The sequence below is a fragment of the Paenibacillus sp. YN15 genome, assembly GCF_003285005.1.
Taxonomy (GTDB): domain Bacteria; phylum Bacillota; class Bacilli; order Paenibacillales; family NBRC-103111; genus Paenibacillus_AR.
This window is the reverse complement of sequence record NZ_QMFA01000017.1, coordinates 42976-63635: the sequence shown is the minus strand read 5'-3', so window position 1 is coordinate 63635 and position 20660 is coordinate 42976. Positions and strand designations below refer to the sequence as shown.

General features: G+C 55.4%; 14 protein-coding genes and 1 other RNA gene. 8 read left to right on the top strand and 7 right to left on the bottom strand.

All coding sequences use genetic code 11. From position 1 onward, the window contains the following. The first annotated feature begins 48 nt into the window (after positions 1-48). Positions 49-2388 (top strand): helix-turn-helix domain-containing protein, encoded by a 2340-nt coding sequence (locus DQG13_RS15195; protein WP_181592764.1) that lies wholly within the window; start codon positions 49-51, stop codon positions 2386-2388. Between the two features lie 277 nt (positions 2389-2665). Beyond that, on the top strand, positions 2666-4198 hold the full coding sequence (xylB, locus tag DQG13_RS15190; protein WP_113020625.1) for a xylulokinase: 1533 nt from the start codon (positions 2666-2668) through the stop codon (positions 4196-4198). Between the two features lie 543 nt (positions 4199-4741). Here the strand turns inward: xylB and ssrS are convergent. The 5 genes from ssrS to cshA all read right to left on the bottom strand — a co-directional run bounded on the left by ssrS (position 4742) and on the right by cshA (position 12807). Then, positions 4742-4928, bottom strand: a non-coding RNA gene (gene ssrS / locus DQG13_RS15185) — 6S RNA. 88 nt (positions 4929-5016) lie between these two features. Continuing rightward, positions 5017-5778: a YesL family protein gene (locus tag DQG13_RS15180; RefSeq protein WP_258525691.1), complete on the bottom strand. Its 762-nt coding sequence runs from the start codon at positions 5776-5778 to the stop codon at positions 5017-5019. Positions 5779-5934: 156 nt separating this feature from the next. Then, a complete protein-coding gene (locus DQG13_RS15175) occupies positions 5935-7035 on the bottom strand; it encodes a response regulator (RefSeq protein ID WP_113020623.1) in 1101 nt (366 codons plus the stop codon). Next, complete coding sequence (locus tag DQG13_RS15170) at positions 7032-11063, bottom strand: response regulator (protein ID WP_113020622.1); 4032 nt, start codon at positions 11061-11063, stop codon at positions 7032-7034. Before DQG13_RS15170 ends, DQG13_RS15175 begins: the two co-directional genes overlap by 4 nt. Before the next feature lie 133 nt (positions 11064-11196). Continuing rightward, positions 11197-12807: a degradosome RNA helicase CshA gene (cshA, locus tag DQG13_RS15165; protein ID WP_113020621.1), complete on the bottom strand. Its 1611-nt coding sequence runs from the start codon at positions 12805-12807 to the stop codon at positions 11197-11199. A 446-nt stretch (positions 12808-13253) separates the two neighbouring features. Here cshA and DQG13_RS15160 point away from each other — a divergent pair, with 446 nt between their 5' ends. The 5 genes from DQG13_RS15160 to DQG13_RS15140 all read left to right on the top strand — a co-directional run bounded on the left by DQG13_RS15160 (position 13254) and on the right by DQG13_RS15140 (position 18099). Then, positions 13254-13790 carry a DUF4178 domain-containing protein gene (locus DQG13_RS15160; protein WP_113020620.1) on the top strand — a complete coding sequence of 179 codons (537 nt, stop codon included), beginning with the start codon at positions 13254-13256 and terminating at the stop codon, positions 13788-13790. A 69-nt stretch (positions 13791-13859) separates the two neighbouring features. Next, positions 13860-14702 carry a YitT family protein gene (locus DQG13_RS15155; RefSeq protein WP_258525686.1) on the top strand — a complete coding sequence of 281 codons (843 nt, stop codon included), beginning with the start codon at positions 13860-13862 and terminating at the stop codon, positions 14700-14702. 168 nt (positions 14703-14870) lie between these two features. Then, positions 14871-15065 (top strand): hypothetical protein, encoded by a 195-nt coding sequence (locus DQG13_RS15150; protein ID WP_113020688.1) that lies wholly within the window; start codon positions 14871-14873, stop codon positions 15063-15065. 126 nt (positions 15066-15191) lie between these two features. Beyond that, positions 15192-16367 (top strand): putative glycoside hydrolase, encoded by a 1176-nt coding sequence (locus DQG13_RS15145; RefSeq protein ID WP_113020619.1) that lies wholly within the window; start codon positions 15192-15194, stop codon positions 16365-16367. 952 nt (positions 16368-17319) lie between these two features. Continuing rightward, positions 17320-18099: a hypothetical protein gene (locus tag DQG13_RS15140; protein WP_113020618.1), complete on the top strand. Its 780-nt coding sequence runs from the start codon at positions 17320-17322 to the stop codon at positions 18097-18099. 196 nt (positions 18100-18295) lie between these two features. Here the strand turns inward: DQG13_RS15140 and DQG13_RS15135 are convergent, their stop codons facing one another. Then, positions 18296-18505 carry a DUF3906 family protein gene (locus DQG13_RS15135; RefSeq protein ID WP_113020617.1) on the bottom strand — a complete coding sequence of 70 codons (210 nt, stop codon included), beginning with the start codon at positions 18503-18505 and terminating at the stop codon, positions 18296-18298. A 131-nt stretch (positions 18506-18636) separates the two neighbouring features. On the opposite strand from DQG13_RS15135, the gene DQG13_RS15130 reads away from it, so the two are divergent. Continuing rightward, on the top strand, positions 18637-19602 hold the full coding sequence (locus tag DQG13_RS15130; protein ID WP_113020616.1) for a D-2-hydroxyacid dehydrogenase: 966 nt from the start codon (positions 18637-18639) through the stop codon (positions 19600-19602). 77 nt (positions 19603-19679) lie between these two features. Here DQG13_RS15130 and pfkA read toward each other — a convergent pair whose 3' ends face one another. Next, entirely contained in the window at positions 19680-20648 is a 969-nt protein-coding gene (gene pfkA / locus DQG13_RS15125; protein ID WP_113020615.1) for a 6-phosphofructokinase, read from the bottom strand. Positions 20649-20660: the final 12 nt, after the last annotated feature.

Here is a 20660-nt window from a genome sequence, read left to right as displayed (position 1 = left end):
GAATTTGGTGCTATAATGGGAAAAAGACATGTAAAAGGGGCCAGCAACATGAAGAGATTGTCCCGCTTCAACACGGTATACTACAAGCTTGTCACCTCTTACGCGATCCTGATCTTCGTATCCATCTCCGCTCTTGGCGTCAGCTCGTACTGGTATTTCTCCAAGAACTTCAATGAACAGATCGAAAAGGTCAACGTCCGGATGCTTCATCATCTCTCCGATATGATTGACCGCAACGCCATCCGCAGAACCGAGCAGCTTTATGTGGATATCGTGATGGACCAGCCGCGCAACAGCGACCTGATGATTTTCTTCGACCAGCCTCTGGCCGGCAATCACAGCAAGCTTCTGGAGGCCAACCGCTATTTGACCCAGATGGTCACAGCCAATGATGATCTGGTGGAATCCATCGAAATTTTTTACCGCAATACCAAGGCCGTGCTGTCCTCCGGCGGGCGGGGCTATAGCCAATTAAACGAGGAGCTGGCAGGCAATAACGCCTGGATCGAGCAGATGGAGCGTTCAGGCATCAATACCCTATGGCTGCGTGCCGACGGACAGGATACAGCCGATTCCGCAGAAACGGAGCAATTGCTGTTTGTCCGCGCTTATCCCTTCGCAGCCACGGCGGGGAAAGCCAGCGGGTTCGTATCCATCCGCCTGAAGCCGGATGCCATAACACGCTATTTGGAGCCGGAGGGAAGCAGCGACCGGAGCACCTTTTTCCTGCTGGACCCCCATGGAAACCTGATGGTCAAAAGCAAGGGAGACGGTCGGCTGGCGGCGGAGCAGGTGGACAGCCTGAATATGCGGATCAACGGCATGGACGAAAGCGAGGGGAATTTCCTGGGCAATTACGGTACAAGCAGCATCGCTTCTTATACCACCTTGGGGCAAAGCGGCTGGCGGCTGGTCAATCTGACACCGGTGGACCAGTATTACCGGAAGTCCATCGCCATCCGCAATACCTTTCTCATCATCTGTTTGGCCGCCATATCCATCGGCATGCTTCTCTCCAATATTTTTACACTGCGGATTTATAACCCTCTGAAGCTGCTGATGCACCGTCTGCGAAGCAGCGCCCAGACCGCTGTGCCCGCTTTTGGGAACAAGGGGGAAAATGAGCTTCAGACTATTGACCATGTCATCAACCATCTGACCCTGAAGGTAACGGAGCTGGAGCGAACCTTCGAGGACAATATGCCGCTAATCAAGCATCATCTGGTTACAGGCCTGATGCAGCAAGCCTTTACCCGGCAGGAGGAATACGAGGAGATGCTCCGGCTTTTGAAGCTCAACTGGCAGGGCTCTTATTACACCGCTTTGATCATGGAGCTTGATCCGGTACAAATTTCCTCATTGAGCGCAGAGAATGCCCAGTTTATCCAATACAGCCTGGTGAGCCAGATTGAGGAAAATTCCGGAGGCGGGGCGTCTTTTCTGGCCACGGCCTTATCCCATTACCGGGTGGGCGTCATTCTGGCGACGAACAGCGGCGACCTGGCTCGGGTGCACCGGATCGCGCAGCAGGTCACCGCCTATATCCGTGAAAACTATATGCTGAGCGCAACAGCTGCATTTGGATCATGGGTGATTTTCCCGCTTGATCTGCATCTGTCCTACACGGAAGCGCAAACTGCCCTTTCGTACAAATATTTTCTTCCGGAAAACGGCATTCTGTCCGGACCGGAGCTGATGGAGCGTGAGCACAGCGGCGCGGTGATCGACGAGGCTGTTTTCGCCGGGTTTTCGCAGCTGCTGAAGTCAGGCTCCTATCCCGATGTCAAAGCCTTCGTGCGTAATTTCCTGGCTCAAGTCAGCTCGGGCCCTTATTCTGCCGAACACGGACACCAGCGCATCCGGGAGCTGGTGGGGGAATTCAGAGGTTATCTGCGGGAGCTGCATATTCCGTACAAGGAGCTGTTTCCCGCGGAAGCGTGGGAAAGCTTCCGCCATATCCGCCACATCCGGCAGATGGAGGAGTGGCTCCTGTCCTGTGTGCAGGCCGTCTTCCTGTACCTGGAGAGCAAGCAGAAGGCCAGGGGCAGCGATGTCATCGATGAGCTCCGCCGCTACGTGCAAGACTGCTACAGGGCGGATATCTCCCTGGAATCGGCAGCCTCCCATGTTTCATTAAGCCCCAGATACTTAAGCAAGGTATTCAAGGACGAAACAGGCATGAACTTCACCGATTACGTAACCCAAATCCGGCTGGCCAAGGCCATGGAGCTGATTACGGGAACAGATGATACGGTGGAGCAGATTTCCCGGCTCTGCGGCTTTAACAGCTCCGGCTATTTCATCAAAAAGTTCAAGGAGCATTACGGCGTTACTCCGAAAATGTACAAAAGCCTTGAAGCCGCGGCACAAAATCCAAAGCAGTCCTAAACAGCACCGCCAGGATGTGCCAGGACCATCGGGCAAGTCTTTTTCACAGAGGTTGGAATTGCGCCGCATCCCGGGATTGCCCTTCCGGGCTCCGGCCTTCCGGCGGCGGTGTCCGCGGCGATCAGACCTCAAAATCTAAGTTTATTCATTTAACAAACTATGTTATAATAAAGCTGGAAACAAGGATTTTCATACGGGAGCGCCCCAAAAGCACTTGGATTTCATTTCGGGGCAACCGTCACTTTTGAGGGATAATCTTACAAGGGAGCACGATAGGATGAATTATTTCTTGGGCATTGATCTCGGCACTTCTGCCGTAAAGTGCATTCTGGTGGCGGAGGACGGCTCGGTGGCCGGCAGCCACAGCGAGGAATACCCGCTTCTGCAGCCGCATCCCGGCTGGGCGGAGCAGCATCCCGAGGATTGGTGGAACCAGTCCGCCGCCTGTATCCGCGGCCTGCTGGCCAAAACGGGAATTTCCGCAGCCCAGGTGGCGGGTGTTGGACTGTCCGGCCAGATGCACGGTTCTGTTTTCCTGGATGAGGAGCTGAAGGTGGTCCGCCCCGCCCTGCTGTGGTGCGATCAGCGGACGGAGGCCGAATGCACCTGGATTGAAGAAACCATAGGCAAGCAAAAGCTGGGTGAGCTCACCGGCAACAAGGCGCTGACCGGTTTCACCGCGCCGAAGGCGGTGTGGCTGAAGCGGCATGAGCCGGAGCTGTTCAACCGGACGCGGCATCTGATTCTGCCCAAGGATTATGTAAGGCTTCAATTGACCGGGAAGCTGGGCATGGATGTAGCCGATGCCAGCGGCACCCTCCTGCTGAATGTAGCCAAACGGGCCTGGTCCCAGGAAGTGGCCGGCGCATTGGAGATTCCTTTCGAGTGGCTGCCGCCGCTCTTCGAGAGCAATGATATTGCCGGCCATCTGCTGCCGGAAGCGGCGGAGGCCACCGGCTTGGCTGCCGGCACCCCGGTGGTTGCCGGCGGCGGCGACCAGGCCTGCGGCGCAGTGGGCGTGGGCGTGGTCAGGAAGGGCATCGCCTCGGTGGCTCTGGGCACCTCCGGCGTGGTGTTCGTCCATGATGAGGAATGCCACATGGACAGCGAGTTCCGCCTGCACTCCTTCTGCCATGGCGTTCCCGGCAAGTGGCACCGGATGGGCGTGATGCTCTCCGCCGGCGGCTCCTTCCAATGGTGGCGCAACCAGTTCGGCTATGAGGAGCTGGAGAAGGCGGCCAAGGAAGGCCGGGACGCCTACGAGTATCTTACTGCCCTGGCGGAAACAGCGCCTTTGGGCAGCGAAGGGCTGCTGTTCCTGCCGTATCTCACCGGTGAGCGTACGCCCCATCCCGATCCGCGGGCACGGGGGGCTTTTGTGGGCTTGAACCTGCGGCATACCAAGGCCCACCTAACCCGCGCCGTGCTGGAGGGCATCACCTTCGGCCTGCGGGATTCCCTGGAGCTGATGAAGGAATCCTCCGTGGAGATCAGCGAGCTGCGGGTCAACGGCGGCGGCGCCAGAAGCCCCTTCTGGCGGCAGATGATCGCCGACATCTTCGGCTATCCGGTGGTGACGGTGAACTCCACCGACGGGCCGGCTTACGGCGCAGCCGTTATGGCAGCCTCGGGCGTACTGGGCCGCGAAATCTCCTCGCTGTGCGAAGAGTGGATTCGCGTGGAGCACAGAACGGAGCCCAACCCGGAGAACAGCGCCCGCTACGAGGCGTATTACCGGCTTTACCGCAGCATGTACCCGACCCTGCGCGATTCTTTCCATCAGTTAAGCGCGCTGGCGGTCCAGCAATAATGGCGAAGCAAGCCCGGCGTCCTCCTTTTTGGGGGGACGCCGGGCTTTTTTCTCTGCTTGAGAAAAACGAACTCCTATCGGAGTATCTCGAGGATGAGCGACCGCGCAGCTCCTCCTCTATCATAAGTATCCTATGCCAATGGTTCACCGGGAAACGGAAACGGCCTGCGCTCATCCCCCCTCTCTGCGCCTAAAAGAGCGTAGCGGAACTGAGCGACTCTTAAAGCGGCTTTTGCCGCTTATTCCCACCTTTGCGGAACTGAGAAGCGCTTATTCCCCGTTGAAGCCTCATTTTCTCCCTATTTTCGCCGCATCAGGGATACAACGGTTTCTGAGTTCCGCTAATCCTCCACACTCCCGTTTTCCCCGCTATAAGAGTCGCTGAGTTCCGCAACAGCAGCGTACCTGCCTGACCCATACTCCGTTTAACAGAGGCCCATCAGGCTTACGTTGCTTGCAAACCAGGTCAGATAATGATTCGCGAGAGACTCCCATCCCCCTCCCCACCAAACACCAAAAGCTCCTTCCGAAGAAGGAGCTTTTGGGTGACCCGCCTATGCCGTCCGGTCCTCTATGCTTCAAACCCGCTCTCGCAGGTGGGTGATCGCAGCTGCGCTTTTGAAGTCCCCCGCATCAGGGGGGCGGGTCAGCCGCGCGGCAATCTAGATCTCCCTAGAAACATTCATTGGTTCAAAACAACGGAGGACTGTTACGCACATCGCAGGAATGTGTCTTTATTATATGCCTGCCGAAAGCAAAAGTAAATTGTCAGAATATACCGTCTGAAAACTCCGGGGGAGGGGGTTATAAGACAGCCCCTACAGCTTTGTCGGCGCGTTCAGCTCATCCTCTTCCGCTTCCTCCAGCTCGCCGGCCTTCTCCTTGGCCTTCTCCGCCTTGTCCTGAAGCCGCTGGAACCCGCGGTAGAAATACCAGAAGGTGACGAAGGCGCTGACGCTGCCCATAAAGAACGGAATCAGGAAAGTGTACCGGGTGCTGATGTAAACAATAACCGCATTGGTTGCCAGAATCCCGATGGAGGTGAACGGTTGCCCCATGGTCATAATAAACGCATTCTTCAACAATTGAAACAGCTTCATGTGGAAATGGACAATCAGCGAAAAGAAATTCAGCAAAGCGCCGATGAACACCACACCAAAGGAGATAAACAAAAAGGAAAGCCAACGCAGCGCATTCGTCTGGGAGGAATAGAACCGGATGCAGACGATCAAGAGAACGCCGATGGCCAAAAACAAAAGACCGCCCAGCATGGCTTGCTTGTAGTTCTCTTTATAGCAGCGGAAATAGGTTTTGAACAAAGGAACATCCGTGTCCCCCATGACCCACTTGCGGGCAACGCCGTACATGGCGGCTGTAGCCGGGATCAATGTAAACGGACACAAGATCGCGATCATCCATAACGAAGACAGCAAAAGATCAGTGGTCATTTCCGGTGAAGCCAACATGGTCAGCAACATGAAAAAGACCGGGATGGAACAAATTACCCACAAAAGATTGATGGCGGTCAACCGCATGATCCATTCCGATATCCGGTAGAATCCGCCCATAAGGCCCCGCATTTCCAAAAGAAGCTCCTCCTTAACATTGTGCCAGAATCACATCATGCCTTTATTATAGCCTATTTGCAGCAAAATCGGTAGCGACTGCCCCAGGCCGACAAGTCGGCGAAGCTCCGAAGCCAACCGCACCCAAATTCAGAGCTTTCTGATGGCCCGCTATTCCGCGGCCGCACCCCGCAGCTCCTTGTACTGCTCGGCAATTTCCCGAAAGCGGTGCTGGCATTTCAGGAACACCTGAATAATGTCCGGGTCAAAATGGGCGCCCGACTCCCGCGCAATATGCTCCACCGCCTGCTCATGGGAGAAGGCTTCCTTGTACACCCGCTTGCTGGTTAGGGCATCGTACACATCCGCTACCGCCATCAGCCGCGCCGACAGGGGAATCTCCTCCCCCGCCAGCCCTTCCGGATATCCGGTGCCGTTCCACTTCTCGTGGTGGGAATATACGATTTCCTTGGCGAAATGCAGGAAGGTCTCCGTCTTGTCCATAACCCGCTCGGCCCGGTCAATGGCCTCCTTGCCCAATACAGTATGAGTCTTCATAATATCGAATTCCTCAGAGGTCAAGCGGCCGGGCTTCAGCAGGATGTGGTCGGGAATGCCCACCTTCCCGATGTCATGGAGAGGGGAGGAGGTAACGATCAGGTCGATATTTTCCTGATTCAGGTATTTGCTGTATTTGGCTGTTTTGGCCAGCCAGGTGGCCAGCTCATGTATGTACAGCTTGGTGCGCTGGATATGGTTGCCCGTATCCGTATCCCGGATTTCTGCCAGCGCCGCCATGGACATGATGGTCGCTTCCTGAATCCGGGAGATTTCCTTGATCCGCCGCGACACTTCCAGCTCCAGAAACTCGTTCTGGTTTTTCAGAAAATCCTTGGTCTGCTTCAGCTCCAGATGGGTTTTCACCCGGGAGAGCAGAATGGCGGAGCTGATGGGCTTAATAATATAATCCACGGCGCCGCAGGCAAATCCCTTGTTTTCATCCTCCGTATCGCTTTTGGCCGTCAGGAAAATCACCGGAATATCCGCTAAGTCCTCATCCTCCTTAAAGCGACGGCAGGTCTCATAACCGTCCATCACAGGCATCATAACATCCAGCAGCACCAGATCGGGAGGCGCGGCTTTGGCGATCTGCAGGGCCTTGCTTCCCGATGTGGCCACCTTTACCTTGTAGTGCTCCTTCAGCAGACCGCTCAACAGGGACAAATTGTCCGGTGTATCGTCAACCACCAGAATAACCGGCTTGATATTCATAGGCTGTCATCGCTCCTTTCCTTCATGGCCGGATGGCGGGCGAGAACGGCTTCGATAACGGCGGCCGCCTCCTCCAGCTCATAATGCTTGAGGCAATTTCCCAGGTGACTTTGTTCGTCCGGCAAAAGAAGCGGGGCCAGCTCATGCTTGATGGCTTCATAATAGTCAACAGCTTCGCTGTCGCTGTCCCGCAGCATATCCGACAGCTTGCGGAGGGTTTGTACAGTAGGCTCCGCGCGGAAGGTCAACTCCGGCTGGACCGCGGCGGCCGCCGGAAGCCGCTCCTTGATCTCCGCTGCAATCCGGCGGAGAAGCCGCTCCAGCTCCTCGGCCTCCCTGGCGATATCCTGCTCATCCCCATCCTGCTGCAGCTTCCTTTCGATCCTTTCGCATAAGCTGCTGATTGCCCAAATGCCCAGGTTGGCCGTTACACCCTTCAGGTTGTGAATCAGCCGCCGGATCGTCTCCAGGTCTCCTTGCCGGAGCGCGTAGCGGATCGGTACGGCAGTATCCGTCTGGTTGTCGGCAAAATTCAGCAGCAGCCTGCGGTACAGCTCCGCATGATGCCCAACCCGGCGGAGGCCGTCCTCCAGATCGATGCCGTCGATGCCGGAAGGCCAAAGCTCTTGCCTGCCCGGTTCCGGAACTCGGGCTCCCGCCGGATTGTCCTCCCCGGCAGCAGCCGCCGCTTCGGGCAGCCCGGCCAGCGCAATCCGCCGGATGGCGGCAAACAGAATATCCGGATCAATGGGCTTGGCCACATGGTCGTTCATCCCGGCTGCCAGACACATCTCCCGCTCCTCCGGCAGAGTGCGGGCCGTCATGGCGATGATAGGCAGCGTATGCCCCATGGCTCTGATCCGGCGGGCCGCTTCAAAGCCGTCCATCTCCGGCATCTGCAAATCCATCAGAATAAAGCGGTACGGAGCGGCCGAAGAAGCATTCCTCATTTTTTCCACCGCAATGGCCCCGTTGCCTGCAATATCCACCCGCAATCCCCTGCTTGTCAGAAGCTCCGCGGCAATCTGCTGGTTAATCTCATGATCCTCCACCAGCAGCACATCCCCCTCCATATCGGCGGCGCCGGACTGGGGATGGCGGCCCTCCAGCTCCGTCGGCGACGGCGCGAAAATCCGCACCACCGCATCAAACAGCATGGATTCGCTGACAGGCTTCACCAAAAAATCATTGACCATGGCCTCCTCCGCCTGCTTCTTCAGACTGTCCTCACCGAAGGCGGTAACGAGAATAATGGCGGGCTGGCTGCGGACGGACGGGTGGTTCCGGATCAAAATGGAGGTCTCCAGACCGCAGATTCCTTCCATCTTCCAGTCGAGCAGAACCAGGTCGAAGGGGTGGACCGCATCCGCCTCGGCAACGGCGCGGACAGCCTCCTCCCCGGATTCCGCCGTTTCCACACGGCAGCGCATCTGGGCCAGGTAATCCGACAGAATTTCCCGGGCTGTCAGGTTGTCGTCCACCACCAGAACCCGCAGGCCGTCCAGCCGCTCCGGCACAATCCGGCTCTGGACGAGAGCCGCTTCCGGAATCGCAAACCAGGCCTTGAAGCTGAACACACTGCCTTCCCCTTCCACACTTTCCACCCATATGGACCCGCCCATCATTTCCACCAGCTCCTTGCTGATGGCCAACCCCAGACCGGTTCCCCCATACTTCCGGGTTGTGGAATTGTCCGCTTGCATGAAGGCCTGGAACATCCTGGATCTGGCTTCCTCGGACATGCCGATGCCCGTATCCGACACGGAGAATTTCAGCTCCGCCTTATCCCGGTATGCGGACAGCTTCTCGATCCGAAGCTCCACCTGGCCTTCCTCGGTAAACTTTACAGCGTTGCTCAGGAGGTTCACCAGAATTTGCCCCAGCCGCAAGGGGTCTCCCGTCAAGCTCCGGGGAATGTCCGAACCCAGCCGGAACAGAAGCTCCAGCCCCTTGTCATGGGCCTGCTGGGTGACCAGAGCGATGGTATGGCCGATAACATCCTCCAGCACAAAATCAACCTGCTCCATTTGCAGCTTTCCGGATTCAATCTTGGATATGTCGAGAATATCGTTCAAAACACCCAATAAGGATTTTCCTGCGTTATGTATTTTGGAGATGTAATCCTTCTGCTTGCCGGTAAGCTCCGTGCGCAGCGCCAGATAAGCCAGCCCGATAATGGCATTCATGGGCGTCCGGATTTCATGGCTCATATTGGCCAGGAACTGGGACTTGGCCTGGGCGGCCTCCTCGGCCAGCCGCAAAGCCTCCTTCAGCTGCTGTTCCTTTTGCATCAGATTGCTGATATCAGTCATGATCCCCATATGGCCGCCGACGCTTCCATCCGACAGCCGGTAGGCCGAGACGGTATAGAGAATATCCCGCTCCAGCCGGTCGGCGAACATCCGCTTCATCTGGATGGTAACCGGCTTGCCCGAAGCCTGAACCTGCTGCTTGGCCCAGCTGAATTCCCCATAGCTCTTGGCGGATACATGGGCGAACTCCTGGAGCTTTATGCCCAGCAATTGGCCGCGGCTGACCCGGAAGGCATCCTCGTACGCCCGGTTGCAGCCGACAAAACGCTCCTCGCAGTCTACATAAAACACGGGGTTAGGCAGAGTGTCGATCAGCTGGTTAATAAAGTAAAGCTGGTTGGACAGCTCCTTGCGAATCCGCTTGTACTCGGAGACATCCTCCTTGATGCCGACGAAATGGGTAATCCGATTCTGCGCATTCTTGATGGGCGAGATAATCACGGCTTCTTCGTACTCCAGGCCGCTTTTTTTCCGGTTGATAAATTCGCCCTTCCAGGTTTCCCCCTTCAGAATCGTCTCCCACATCTCCCGGTACACATCGGCGCCGGTTTGCCCTGTCCGCAGGATTCTCGGATTTTTGCCAAGCGCCTCTTCCCTGGGATATCCGGTCACCTCCGAAAAATAGGGATTGGTGTATTCGATATTGCCGTCCGTATCCGTAATGACGATGGATAAGGGGGATTGCTCAATGACATTCAGATAAAGCTGCAGACTTTCCGTATATTGCCGCTCCGCATCCAGAAGCTTCTTCGTGGCGCGGTTTTGCTTGGCGTACAGGCGGACCAGAAAGTAGGACATGATGATAATGGAAAAATAGAGCAGCACATTGGCGGACACCCCCGTTGTGAACAGCACCAGGAGAGGGTAAGCCGCAAACAGGACGCCCGCTTTGAGGGAGCGGTCTCCCAGCGCCAGCCAGCTCCACCGGGAGCCGCAGGACGGCTGCCGCACAGGCCGGTGGTATGCCAATACCCCCGCAGCCAGCAACAGAGCGGCGGACCTGTAAGCAATGTTCGCCGAAGTGCCGGTGAACATCCGGAAGTGCAGCGTTTGCACCAGATCGGCGCAAGCCGAAATGCCCACGCCCAGCAGCAGCAAAACAAACCCGGCGGTACGGGATTTGTTGTCGGCATACAGGGAAACCAGCAGAATCAGAGACAGGGTGGACAGGGAAAGCACCGTATACGCCAGCACAACGGCGGTCTTCAGGTCAAATCCGGAAACGTCAAGCAAATTGCCCTGGAGAGAGATAAACCAGACCGTGCCGACAACACATTCCAACAGGGTGATCCAGTCCCAGAGCAGCTCCATCCTGGTGTGGCCGCTCATGAATTTGCGGGCATAGCCGATCAGGTACATAAGCATGCACAGCCTGGGAACAAGGTAAACCAGGAGTTTTACTGCGGTAAAGCCGAAGCCGCCGGCTTCACCGGAGGCAAGGAATAAGGGCTCGGCTGCCGCAAGCAGATCGCCGGCCAGCTGGGACAGAAACGCGGCCAGCAGCAGTCTTCTCCATTTCTCCGACCCTGGAGGAAACCGGGAAAAGAAGCGGCAGGCCAAGTAGGCCAGCAGCGGAGGGACGGGCAGGGCCGCACTCAGCATCGCCGGATTTTGGACGATAAGCAGGATCACATACAGCACCGTATAAACAGCCAAAGCCGCCCACATCCATGATGATGAGCAGCGTCGTGAAAGATCCCCCGTTGATGATGTCATAATATTCGACAACCTTCTATGTTTTTACTACACATTCTACCATGATTCGAGCTTTATTTCAGCAAAAGTTGGAAGTAAAAAGAAAGCATGCACCTCATCCCCTCCGGGAGTCGGTGCATGCTCTTGTCATTGCTTAACGATTGGCGAAATCTTCCTCGCGGTTGGAGCCTGAGGAACCTTGCGGACGGTCGTTGCGGTTGCCTTTGTAGCCTTCGCCGCTTCTGTTGCCCTTATAGCCCTCACCGCTTCTGTTGCCGCCGTAAGAACGGCCTTCATATCCGCTCTTGCCTTGGGAGGAGCGGTAGCCGCCGGGACGGTCGCCTTGTCTTCCGCCGCTGCTGCGGTTTCCGCCGTTGTAATAACCGCTGCCGGTGCCGGGACGGCGGCCTTGGGAACGAATATCCCCGCCGGGACGGCGCTTCACGCGGATCGGGTCCTCCGGAGTCAGCTCGATGGGCACTTCCTTGCGCTCGCCGGCCATCAGCTTCAATGCAGCGCTCAGAAGCGCTACGGAATCATATTGCTCCAGCAGTTGGATAGCCACTGCCTTGAATTCATGGCTTTCGCCGTTTTCCACAACCTCCAGCACCTGCTGGGCCAAAATCCGTTGTTTGCCTTCCAACGCCTCGGCAATGGTGGGCAGTTGGCGCTTGGTGATGCGATGGCGGGTAACCCGCTCAATTAAGTGAAGATGATCGATTTCGCGGGGCGTTACGAAGGTATAGGAAGTGCCTTCCTTGCCTGCGCGGCCGGTCCGGCCAATCCGGTGCACATAGCTTTCCGGGTCCTGCGGCAGGTCAAAGTTGATCACGTGGGTTACGCCGGATACATCCAGTCCGCGGGCAGCCACATCGGTAGCAACCAGAATGTCGATGCTACCGTCGCGGAACTTGCGCATGACGTTATCCCGCTGGTTCTGGGAAAGGTCGCCGTGCAGCCCTTCCGCAGTATAGCCGCGCTTCTGGAGAGCCTCGGAGAGCTCATCCACCCGGCGCTTGGTGCGTCCGAAGATAATGGCAAGCTCGGGGGCTTCCATGTCCACCAGACGGCACAGGGCGTCGAACTTGGCCTTTTCCTGAACCTCGATATAGCTTTGTTGGATCAGAGGAGCGCTGACTTGCTTCGGAATCACGGATACATGCTCGGGGTTCTTCAGGAACTGCTGCGCCAGCTTCTGGATGTTGGGCGGCATGGTTGCGGAGAACAGCATGGTATGGCGGGTTTCCGGAACCAGGGACAGGATGCTTTGGATATCCTCCATAAAGCCCATATCCAGCATTTCATCGGCTTCGTCCAGAATGACGGTTTGCACATCATCCAGCTTGATGGTCTTGCGGTTGATATGGTCCAACAGCCGTCCGGGTGTTCCGATGATAATCTGCGGGCGCTTCTTCAATGCGCGGATTTGCTTCACGATATCCTGGCCGCCGTAGATCGGCAAGGAGCGGATGCCCTTGAACCGGCCAAGCTTGCTGATTTCTTCGGCCACCTGGATAGCCAGCTCGCGGGTGGGACACATAATAAGGGCAACAATGCGGTCTTCGCTGACATCGATCTTGTGGATCAGCGGCAGGCCGAATGCGGCGGTTTTACCGGTACCGGTTTGCGCCTGGCCGATCAGGTCGCGGTCTTCCATAGCCAGAGGAATGGCCTTTTCCTGAATCGGAGTGGCTTCCTCGAAGCCCATCTCCGTAACGGCGCGCAGTACCTTTGGCTCCAAGCCAAATTCGTTAAATGTTTTCAATACGTTCGATCTCCTTTTTCGCGTGCTGCTTCAACGCTTTTCGTTCGTTCAAAGCTCACGTCCTGATGATTTACCCTTAAGCGCGACTAAGTATAATAATGAAGCAATGGTTTCGATCATGCTTCTTCGGGGGAGGCGGGGCACCAGCCCTCCAAAGCAGCGCACGCAATCTATGCCGCGGATACACGGGAAGTATTCCCCCATCCAGACAGATCTATATGGACTGTTGTCGATGTTATGCCATGGTAACGGCATATCCTGGAAACCAAGGAAAATACAGCCGAACTTAAGAATATCTCTAATATTGTAGCATATGTCCGTTCCACTTCGCCACTTTTATGAAAGCCATCGCAGATTATTTTCATTTCCGAAACCGGCGCCCGCTTTGCCGCGTATAAGGGAGCATCGGAATGAAATGAATTCATGAATGAGGAGCGCGACCTTCCATGTCCATATTCAAACGGATCGGTTCTATCATGCGCAGCAACAAAGAGCTTCCCGCCGCGCCAAGCCGCAACCCCTACGAGGATTCCCAGGTTGGGGATATTGTCAATGTCGACCTGGAGCAGTACGTGATCACCGGCAAGGTTATCTATTTTGACCGCGGATTTGCCCCCCACCGCTTCGCTTATTATCTCCAGAACGGGCGCAACATTTCCTGCCTGCTGGTGGAAAAGGGACGAAGCTACGAATGTTTTCTGTGCGATTTCCTGGAGGGTTCGCTGAGCGATCCCCATGATGTGCCCAACCGCCTGGATATTGACGGTGATTCCGAGTTTCAGCTGGACCACCAGCGCACCGATCTGACCCGGGTTGAAGGCAATACGGACTTCCGCAGCGGCGATGACCTGATGTTCTGGCGGTATTACGGCATCAGCAGGCCCGACGAATACTTTTTCCTGCAATGGCAGGACAGCAAGTTTGTGGCCATGCGCGGGGAACAAACCTCCGCCGCACAGGTGAAATTCATGAGCAGCCGGTAATTTTGCGAATCCCTCCTTCATCCACTATACTGGCAGTAGCAAGATGGAGATTTGAGGGGGCATTCGCACTTGACAAGAAGTTTTTGGATCAAAAATATTTCGGATGTGCTGGTTTCCGTGGCCGGAGCCGCTTTGGTGGCGGCCGGCTTCAATTTGTTTCTGATTCCCCACGGGCTCTTAAGCGGCGGAATTTCGGGCATTGCCATGATTATCGGTTACGTGACCTCATGGAACATCAGCCTGTTGTACCTGCTGTTTAATCTGCCGGTTATTCTTTGGGGCATGATGGTGTTGGGGAAACGGTTCATTACCCTAAGCGTCATCAGCGTGGTGTGCACCTTCTGGTTTATGCAGCTGGTTCCGGAGCATTCGGTGACCCAGGACCCGATTATCGCCGCTATTTTCGGCGGGGTTGTGGTGGCGGCGGGCACGGGGATTTGCCTGCGGATCGGCGGGTCTACAGGAGGCTTCGACATCATCGGCTCCATCATTACCATGAAGAGCGATTTTCCGCTGGGCATGCTGCTGTTTGCCTTGAACGGCTTTGTCATTATCGCTCTGGCCTATGTGCAAGGGGAATGGACCTCCGCCCTGCGTTCCATGCTGTGTATTTATATTTCCGGCAAAATAGTGGACACCATCCATATCCGCCACGTGAAGGTTACCCTGTTCATCATCACCAAAAACAAGGATGCCCTTCTGGAAAAGATGCTCCGGCATCCCCGCGGCGTGACGCTGCTTAAGGTGGAAGGCGCTTATTCCCATCACGAAAGCGATATGCTGATGACCGTTACCACCCGTTATGAGCTGGGGGAGCTGCGCAAGCTGATCCGGGAAACGGACCCCCAGGCATTCGTCAATATTGTGGAAACGGTTGGCGTTCTGGGCCAATTCCGGCGGAGCAAGGATTAATCAAGCCTTTCCCCATATGCACACGCGTCCCTGCATTTTTATGGAAACGGATGTACAATCTTGCCCGGTGTGGTATAATGGGTTGTATAATTTCATATCTGTTCTGGTGTTACGAGAATGATCGTGCAGCTTCTATTCCTGTCGCAATCACAACGATAAGGGAGGATGATTCACGTGGAGACCGTCAAATTATCCAGGATCGTAATGAAATTAACGCCCGAGCTTCATTCCTTTCTCAAACCGGGTGAGCTGGATTCCGACATCGTGCTGATGAACGGATTCGACGCGCTTTTGGAAGAGGACGCCATTGAAATTATTCAGTTCAGCATATCCCAGCATCAAAAAAACGCCTATCTCCAATAGGCGTTTTTTATTTGTCCCATTAATCGGCAGATTTCCACAAATTCCGTCCTTTTGCCCTGTACGCCTTTTTCCCTCTTGGCTTATAATAAACAGAGTGCACAGAAAAGAGACAGGGAGAGATTTAAAATGGAATTGCTGATTGCCGCCATGCTGATGCTGTGGGGGAATGTGACAGATGGAAATCCGGAGCTGACGCTGGACCAGATCGCCCAGATTGCGGAGCTCCCCCCGGCCGCCATCGTCGTGCAGCCCGACGGCACCAAAACCGTCGACCCGCTGGTTCCCGCCGGCAAAACAGATCCCCAAGCAGGCGAAGCCCCCGTGGTGAAGGGCGTTTACGCCACGGCCCACAGCGCCGGAGGAGCGCGGCTGGAGACCTTGCTGAAGCTGCTGGACGAAACTGAGCTGAACGCGCTGGTCATTGATCTGAAGGATGATTTCGGGTACATCACTTACAAAACGGGCAACCCCGAGCTGGAAGCCATGGAGACCACCAAGAAAATCATAACCGATATGCCGGCGCTGATGAATAAGCTGAACGAGCACAAGGTGTACCCCATCGCCCGGATTGTGGTGTTCAAGGATACGGTGCTGGCCAAGAAAAAGCCGGAGCTGTCCTTCCTGAATCCCGACGGCACCTTGTGGAACAATGGCAAAGCCACCCCGGACAGCTTCGTCAATCCCTACAGCAAGGAAGTGTGGGATTACAACATTGCCGTGGCCAAGGAAGCGGTAAAGGCCGGGTTCAAGGAAATCCAGTTTGATTATGTACGCTTCCCGGAAGGCTTCGAAACCCGGGCGGATAAGCTGCAATACACCAAGGATGAGCGTTCCCGGGTGGATGCCGTCACTTCCTTCGTCAAGTATGCCCGGGAGCAGCTGGCCCCGTTGGGCGTGCGGACCTCTGTGGACATCTTCGGCTACGCGGCGTCGGTTCCCGCGGCTGAGGGCATCGGCCAGGATTTCGTGAAAATCGCCCAGAACACCGATGTGCTAAGCCCGATGATCTATCCCAGCCACTACAGCACAGGCTGGTTCGGCCAGAAGGTGCCTGACGCCGCCCCTTACGCCACGATTAACGGCGCTTCTGTGGACACCAATAAGAAGCTGGAGCCGCTGGAGACGCTCAAGCCGATTGTGCGCCCTTGGATTCAGGATTTCACCGCCTCCTGGGCGCCCGGCTATGTCAAGTACGGCAAGCACGAGGTGGAGGAGCAGATCCGTGCCCTGAAGGACAACGGCGTGGAGGAGTTCCTGCTGTGGAATGCAGTTAACACGTATACCGCGGGAGTGGCGTATTAGGGGTAACTTTTAGCGTCATTATTTTGTAACTACTCAGCTATTGCCCATAACACCCTCACAACTGTCTTGAGCGCCGCGGCGTAAGCAATACATTTCCCACCTGCGCTAACCACCTGGCTGAGGCGAGGCTCCGTGTTCAGAATAGCGGACAGAGATTGTCCGCTATTTGGGTTGCGCCGCCATGTTCGCATAGATAGCGGAAGCTTTCTTTCCGCTATCTTCCAGTATGCGGGGGTTTTATAGGGGGGGAAGGAGGCGATAGCGGACAATATCCTTCTGCTATCGCTCATTTTGCTTGCTTCCGCTTAAAATAGCGGACAAAGCCCTTCCCTTATCTGTTCCTTTGTGTGGTCGGGCCCGTGTTGGTTGGCCGCGATGCTCTCGAGGGGACGGGCTTAGGGAACTCAGCGACTCTTAAACCGGCTTTTGGAGCAAATTAGCGTTTTTGCGGAACTGAGAAGCCCTTATCTCCCGCTGCAGCCTTATTTCGCCCCATTTTCGCCGCTTTTGCCATCGTTAGAGCCGCTGAGTTCCGTAAAACCTCCAAGTTACCGCTTTTGCCATCGTTAGAGCCGCTGAGTTCCCTAGCGGAAGAGGCTAAACCTCCAATACAGATCCATGGCCGCAACCCTCCCGAGACCACTGGAATAGCGGAAGTGTTTTTCCACTACCCTGAAATAACACTGGTCCTTGCCGCTGGCCGGATAGTGTTATGGAAGCCTCGAAACCGGCAAAGCCGGTTTGAGGGCCTTTCCGACATTTCATCGGTCTAAAGGTGCGGCGGGAAACGCAGCATGAATGACTATTTCCCTCTTCAGACCGCATATCCAAGGATTAGCGGCACGTTAAAGGAAAAGTGTTTTCGTTATTCGGATCACTCAGCTAAGTAGTCACCATTATTTGGGCAAGAATACCACTTTTGAATAGATCATTTTGGAGGGAAGGAATAGCTATGAAAAAATTCGCAATCGGCGTAATTTCAGGCATGATATTATCTTTTACTACCGGCGTAATTGCAGCGAGCTCAGAAGTCAAAGCAATTTTGTTTCCAAGTACCATTCAAATTCATCAAGACAATGAAACTAATACTTTGAAGGGGAATAGTAACATACTGAATTATGAAGGCAGCATTTACATTCCCTTGCGTTCTTTTGCTGAAAATCTGGGATCGACTGTTTCATATAGTCCCCCAAATTCAGAGCCGGGTTCTTTACCGCTCGTTGACATCTATACCTCTGCAGCATCATGGAAATCTATATGGATGTCCCAAGGAAACCTACCGACTGCCCCCCTTTCCCTAAAGATAGGCACGGTTAGTAAAAGCACCACATCCCAATCCAATGCTGTAGGAATCTTTGCGGAGCTATATAATACAAAGGAAGATACGCTCCTTATTTCTGAAGTTGCGATGAAAATCAAGGTTGAAAAAATAGAAGAAGGTAGCTCCCCCGAGCTTGTATGGACTGGAACGATTCATTCTCCAAATCAAAACTCTTCTGGAGAGTGGATTCCGGGAACCCATAGCAATATGGTATGGGGGATCAGATCTCCCGTACTGTTTTGGGATCAAAAAGATAATGAAGGAAACCCGGTTTCACCTGGTCAGTATCAAATTTCATTAACGAACTCTGCAACAATTGAGTATAGTACCGCTTTTGCCACTGAAAATAACGGGGGTTCTCAAGTTATTGAGCCGGATTTATCCAATACCATCATGATCTATATTCAGTGAGAGAAACAGCGAAAAAACTGCCGAGATATCTCAGCAGTTTTTTCTGTAGATTGGCAGTCTATAAAGATTGGTTCATGAGATTAGTCTAGCGCCAATAGCTATCGGAGAGCTAGAAACAGCAGGTACAACAACTTGGAAGGTTTCCGCGGATTCTTGGAGGAATGACAGGGGAAGCATCGCTAGGAATTCCTGCCAACTAGAATTCCCCCGTCTCCACCACGTACCCGCTTCCCTTTTCTACCCGCTTTTTCTCCACAATTACCGTCTCCAGAACCTCCGGCTTCTTGATGTAATGCCGGACCAGATGGCCCTCCACGTAACCGAAGGCCGCCTCGTCGGAATCCGCCAGAACAATCAGGCAGGCGTTGGTTTCGCTTAATTTGATCTCCAGCTTATACATAAACATCGTATATATTCCACCTTTCGGGGTAAAGAATTAGACAGCCGCTTGCACGCCCGGAACACTTTAGCCGGATAAACTTGAGTTTAATCTTACCAGAAATCGCGTTATGATGAAAAGAAAAGGGGGAATTCGATATGAAAATCATCGTTTATGCGCCAAAGAATGCCGAGTCCCTTCTGTCGCAGCTGGAAGTGGCCCTGCCCCATGGCATCAAGCTGGTTCATTGCCAAAGCCGCGAGGATGTTGCGTCCCGCGCCCCGGATGCCGCGGGGTTTATTGCCGCCGGCGGCGGAATGCCCGATTCCGCCATGCTGGAGGAGCTGCCCCAGCTCCGCTGGGTGCAAATTCTGTCCGCAGGCGCAGACAAGCTGCCCCTCGCCGACTTGCGCAGAAGAGGCATCCGCCTGACCAATGCCAAGGGCGTCCATCAGATTCAAATGAGCGAGTTCGCCATGCTGCAGATGCTGCAATGGGCCAGACGGGCGGACCTGCATTTTTCCAATCAGCTGGATAAAAGATGGGGCCGACGGGTGCCATCGGGAGAGCTCCATGGGCAAACGGCGGGGATTCTGGGCACAGGCAGCATTGGCCAGGCCATCGCCGCCAAGGCCCAAGCCTTCGGCATGCGCACGTTGGGCTACAATACCAGCGGGCGGACCGAGCCGCATTTTGACGGGATTTTCCACGGTGAGGACGGGTTATTAAGCTTGCTCGGGGAAAGCGATTATGTCGTGGTCATTGTGCCCTCCACCCCCGACACCCAGGGATTGATCGGCAAAGAGCAGCTTCAGGCCATGAAGCCCTCCGCCTGCCTGGTCAATCTGGCCCGGGGCACCGTGGTTTCGGAGCCGGAGCTGATCGCCGCCCTCCAGAACGGCACCATCGCCGGAGCGGCGTTGGATGTGTTCGAGGAAGAGCCGCTTCCTGCGGAATCGCCCTTATGGGAGCTGCCCAACGTGCTCATAACGCCCCATGTGGCGGGAGCCAGCCCCCGCTACAATGAACGCGCCGCCCACATTGTCCGGGAGAATCTGCGGCGTTTGGCGGAGAACCCCGATGGCCCCCTTCATAATGAGGTGGATTTGAGCCGGGGATATTGAGGCTTCGAGGCAAACAAAAACCCCGGTCATCCGGAGCGTCTGCGCCGGTTAACCAGGGATAGCCGATATATATCCGATTATTGGGAGAGGCGGGAAGCCAGCTCGTACATCTCCATGTTGAAGGGCTTCTTGGTGGTGATTACCTTGTGGAGGTCGGTAGCCACCAGTTGGCCGTTAATGACGCCGCAGCCCTTGCCGGAATCGCCTTCGATCAGCCGGCGCACGGCGAAGTCGCCCAGTTGGCTGGCAAGAATGCGGTCCTTGTGGGTCGGCGTGCCGCCCCGCTGAATATGGCCCAGCACAGTCAGACGGGCATCGATGTTCACCCGGGAGGTAATGGACTTGGCAATATCCTCGCCGCTGCCTACGCCCTCTGCCACAACCACAATGGAGTGTCGCTTGCCGTTGACGAAGTTCTCCTTCATCCGGTCGGCGACCTCTTCCACATTGAAGGGGATTTCCGGAACCAGAATACTTTCCGCGCCGCTGGCCAGCCCTGCATGAAGGGCGATGTCGCCGCAGTGGCGGCCCATTACTTCAACGATGGAGGCCCGCTCGTGGGAGGACATGGTATCCCGCAGCTTGTTGATGGCGTCCACTACAATGCCGACGGCGGTATCGAAGCCGATGGTATAGTCGGTGAAGGAAATATCATTGTCGATGGTGCCGGGCAAACCCATGGTTTTGATGCCCAGCTGAGCCAGCTTGTCGGCGCCTTGGTAGGAGCCGTCGCCGCCAATGACCACCAGCCCGTCGATGCCCCGCTTGCGCAGATTGTCCGCGGCCAGCTTCTGGCCTTCCAGCGTCATCATTTCCTTGCAGCGGGCCGTCTGGAGGATGGTGCCGCCCCGTTGGATAATGTCGCCCACACTGCGCAGATCCATCTTGCGCACATCATCGTGAATAAGTCCATAAAAGCCCCGTTGCACGGCATAAACATCCAACCCGTAATAGATGGCGCTGCGCACCACTGCGCGGACCGCCGCGTTCATTCCTTGGGAGTCGCCTCCGCTGGTAAGCACTGCAATTGATTTGACTGCACTCATTGTTATTAGCCT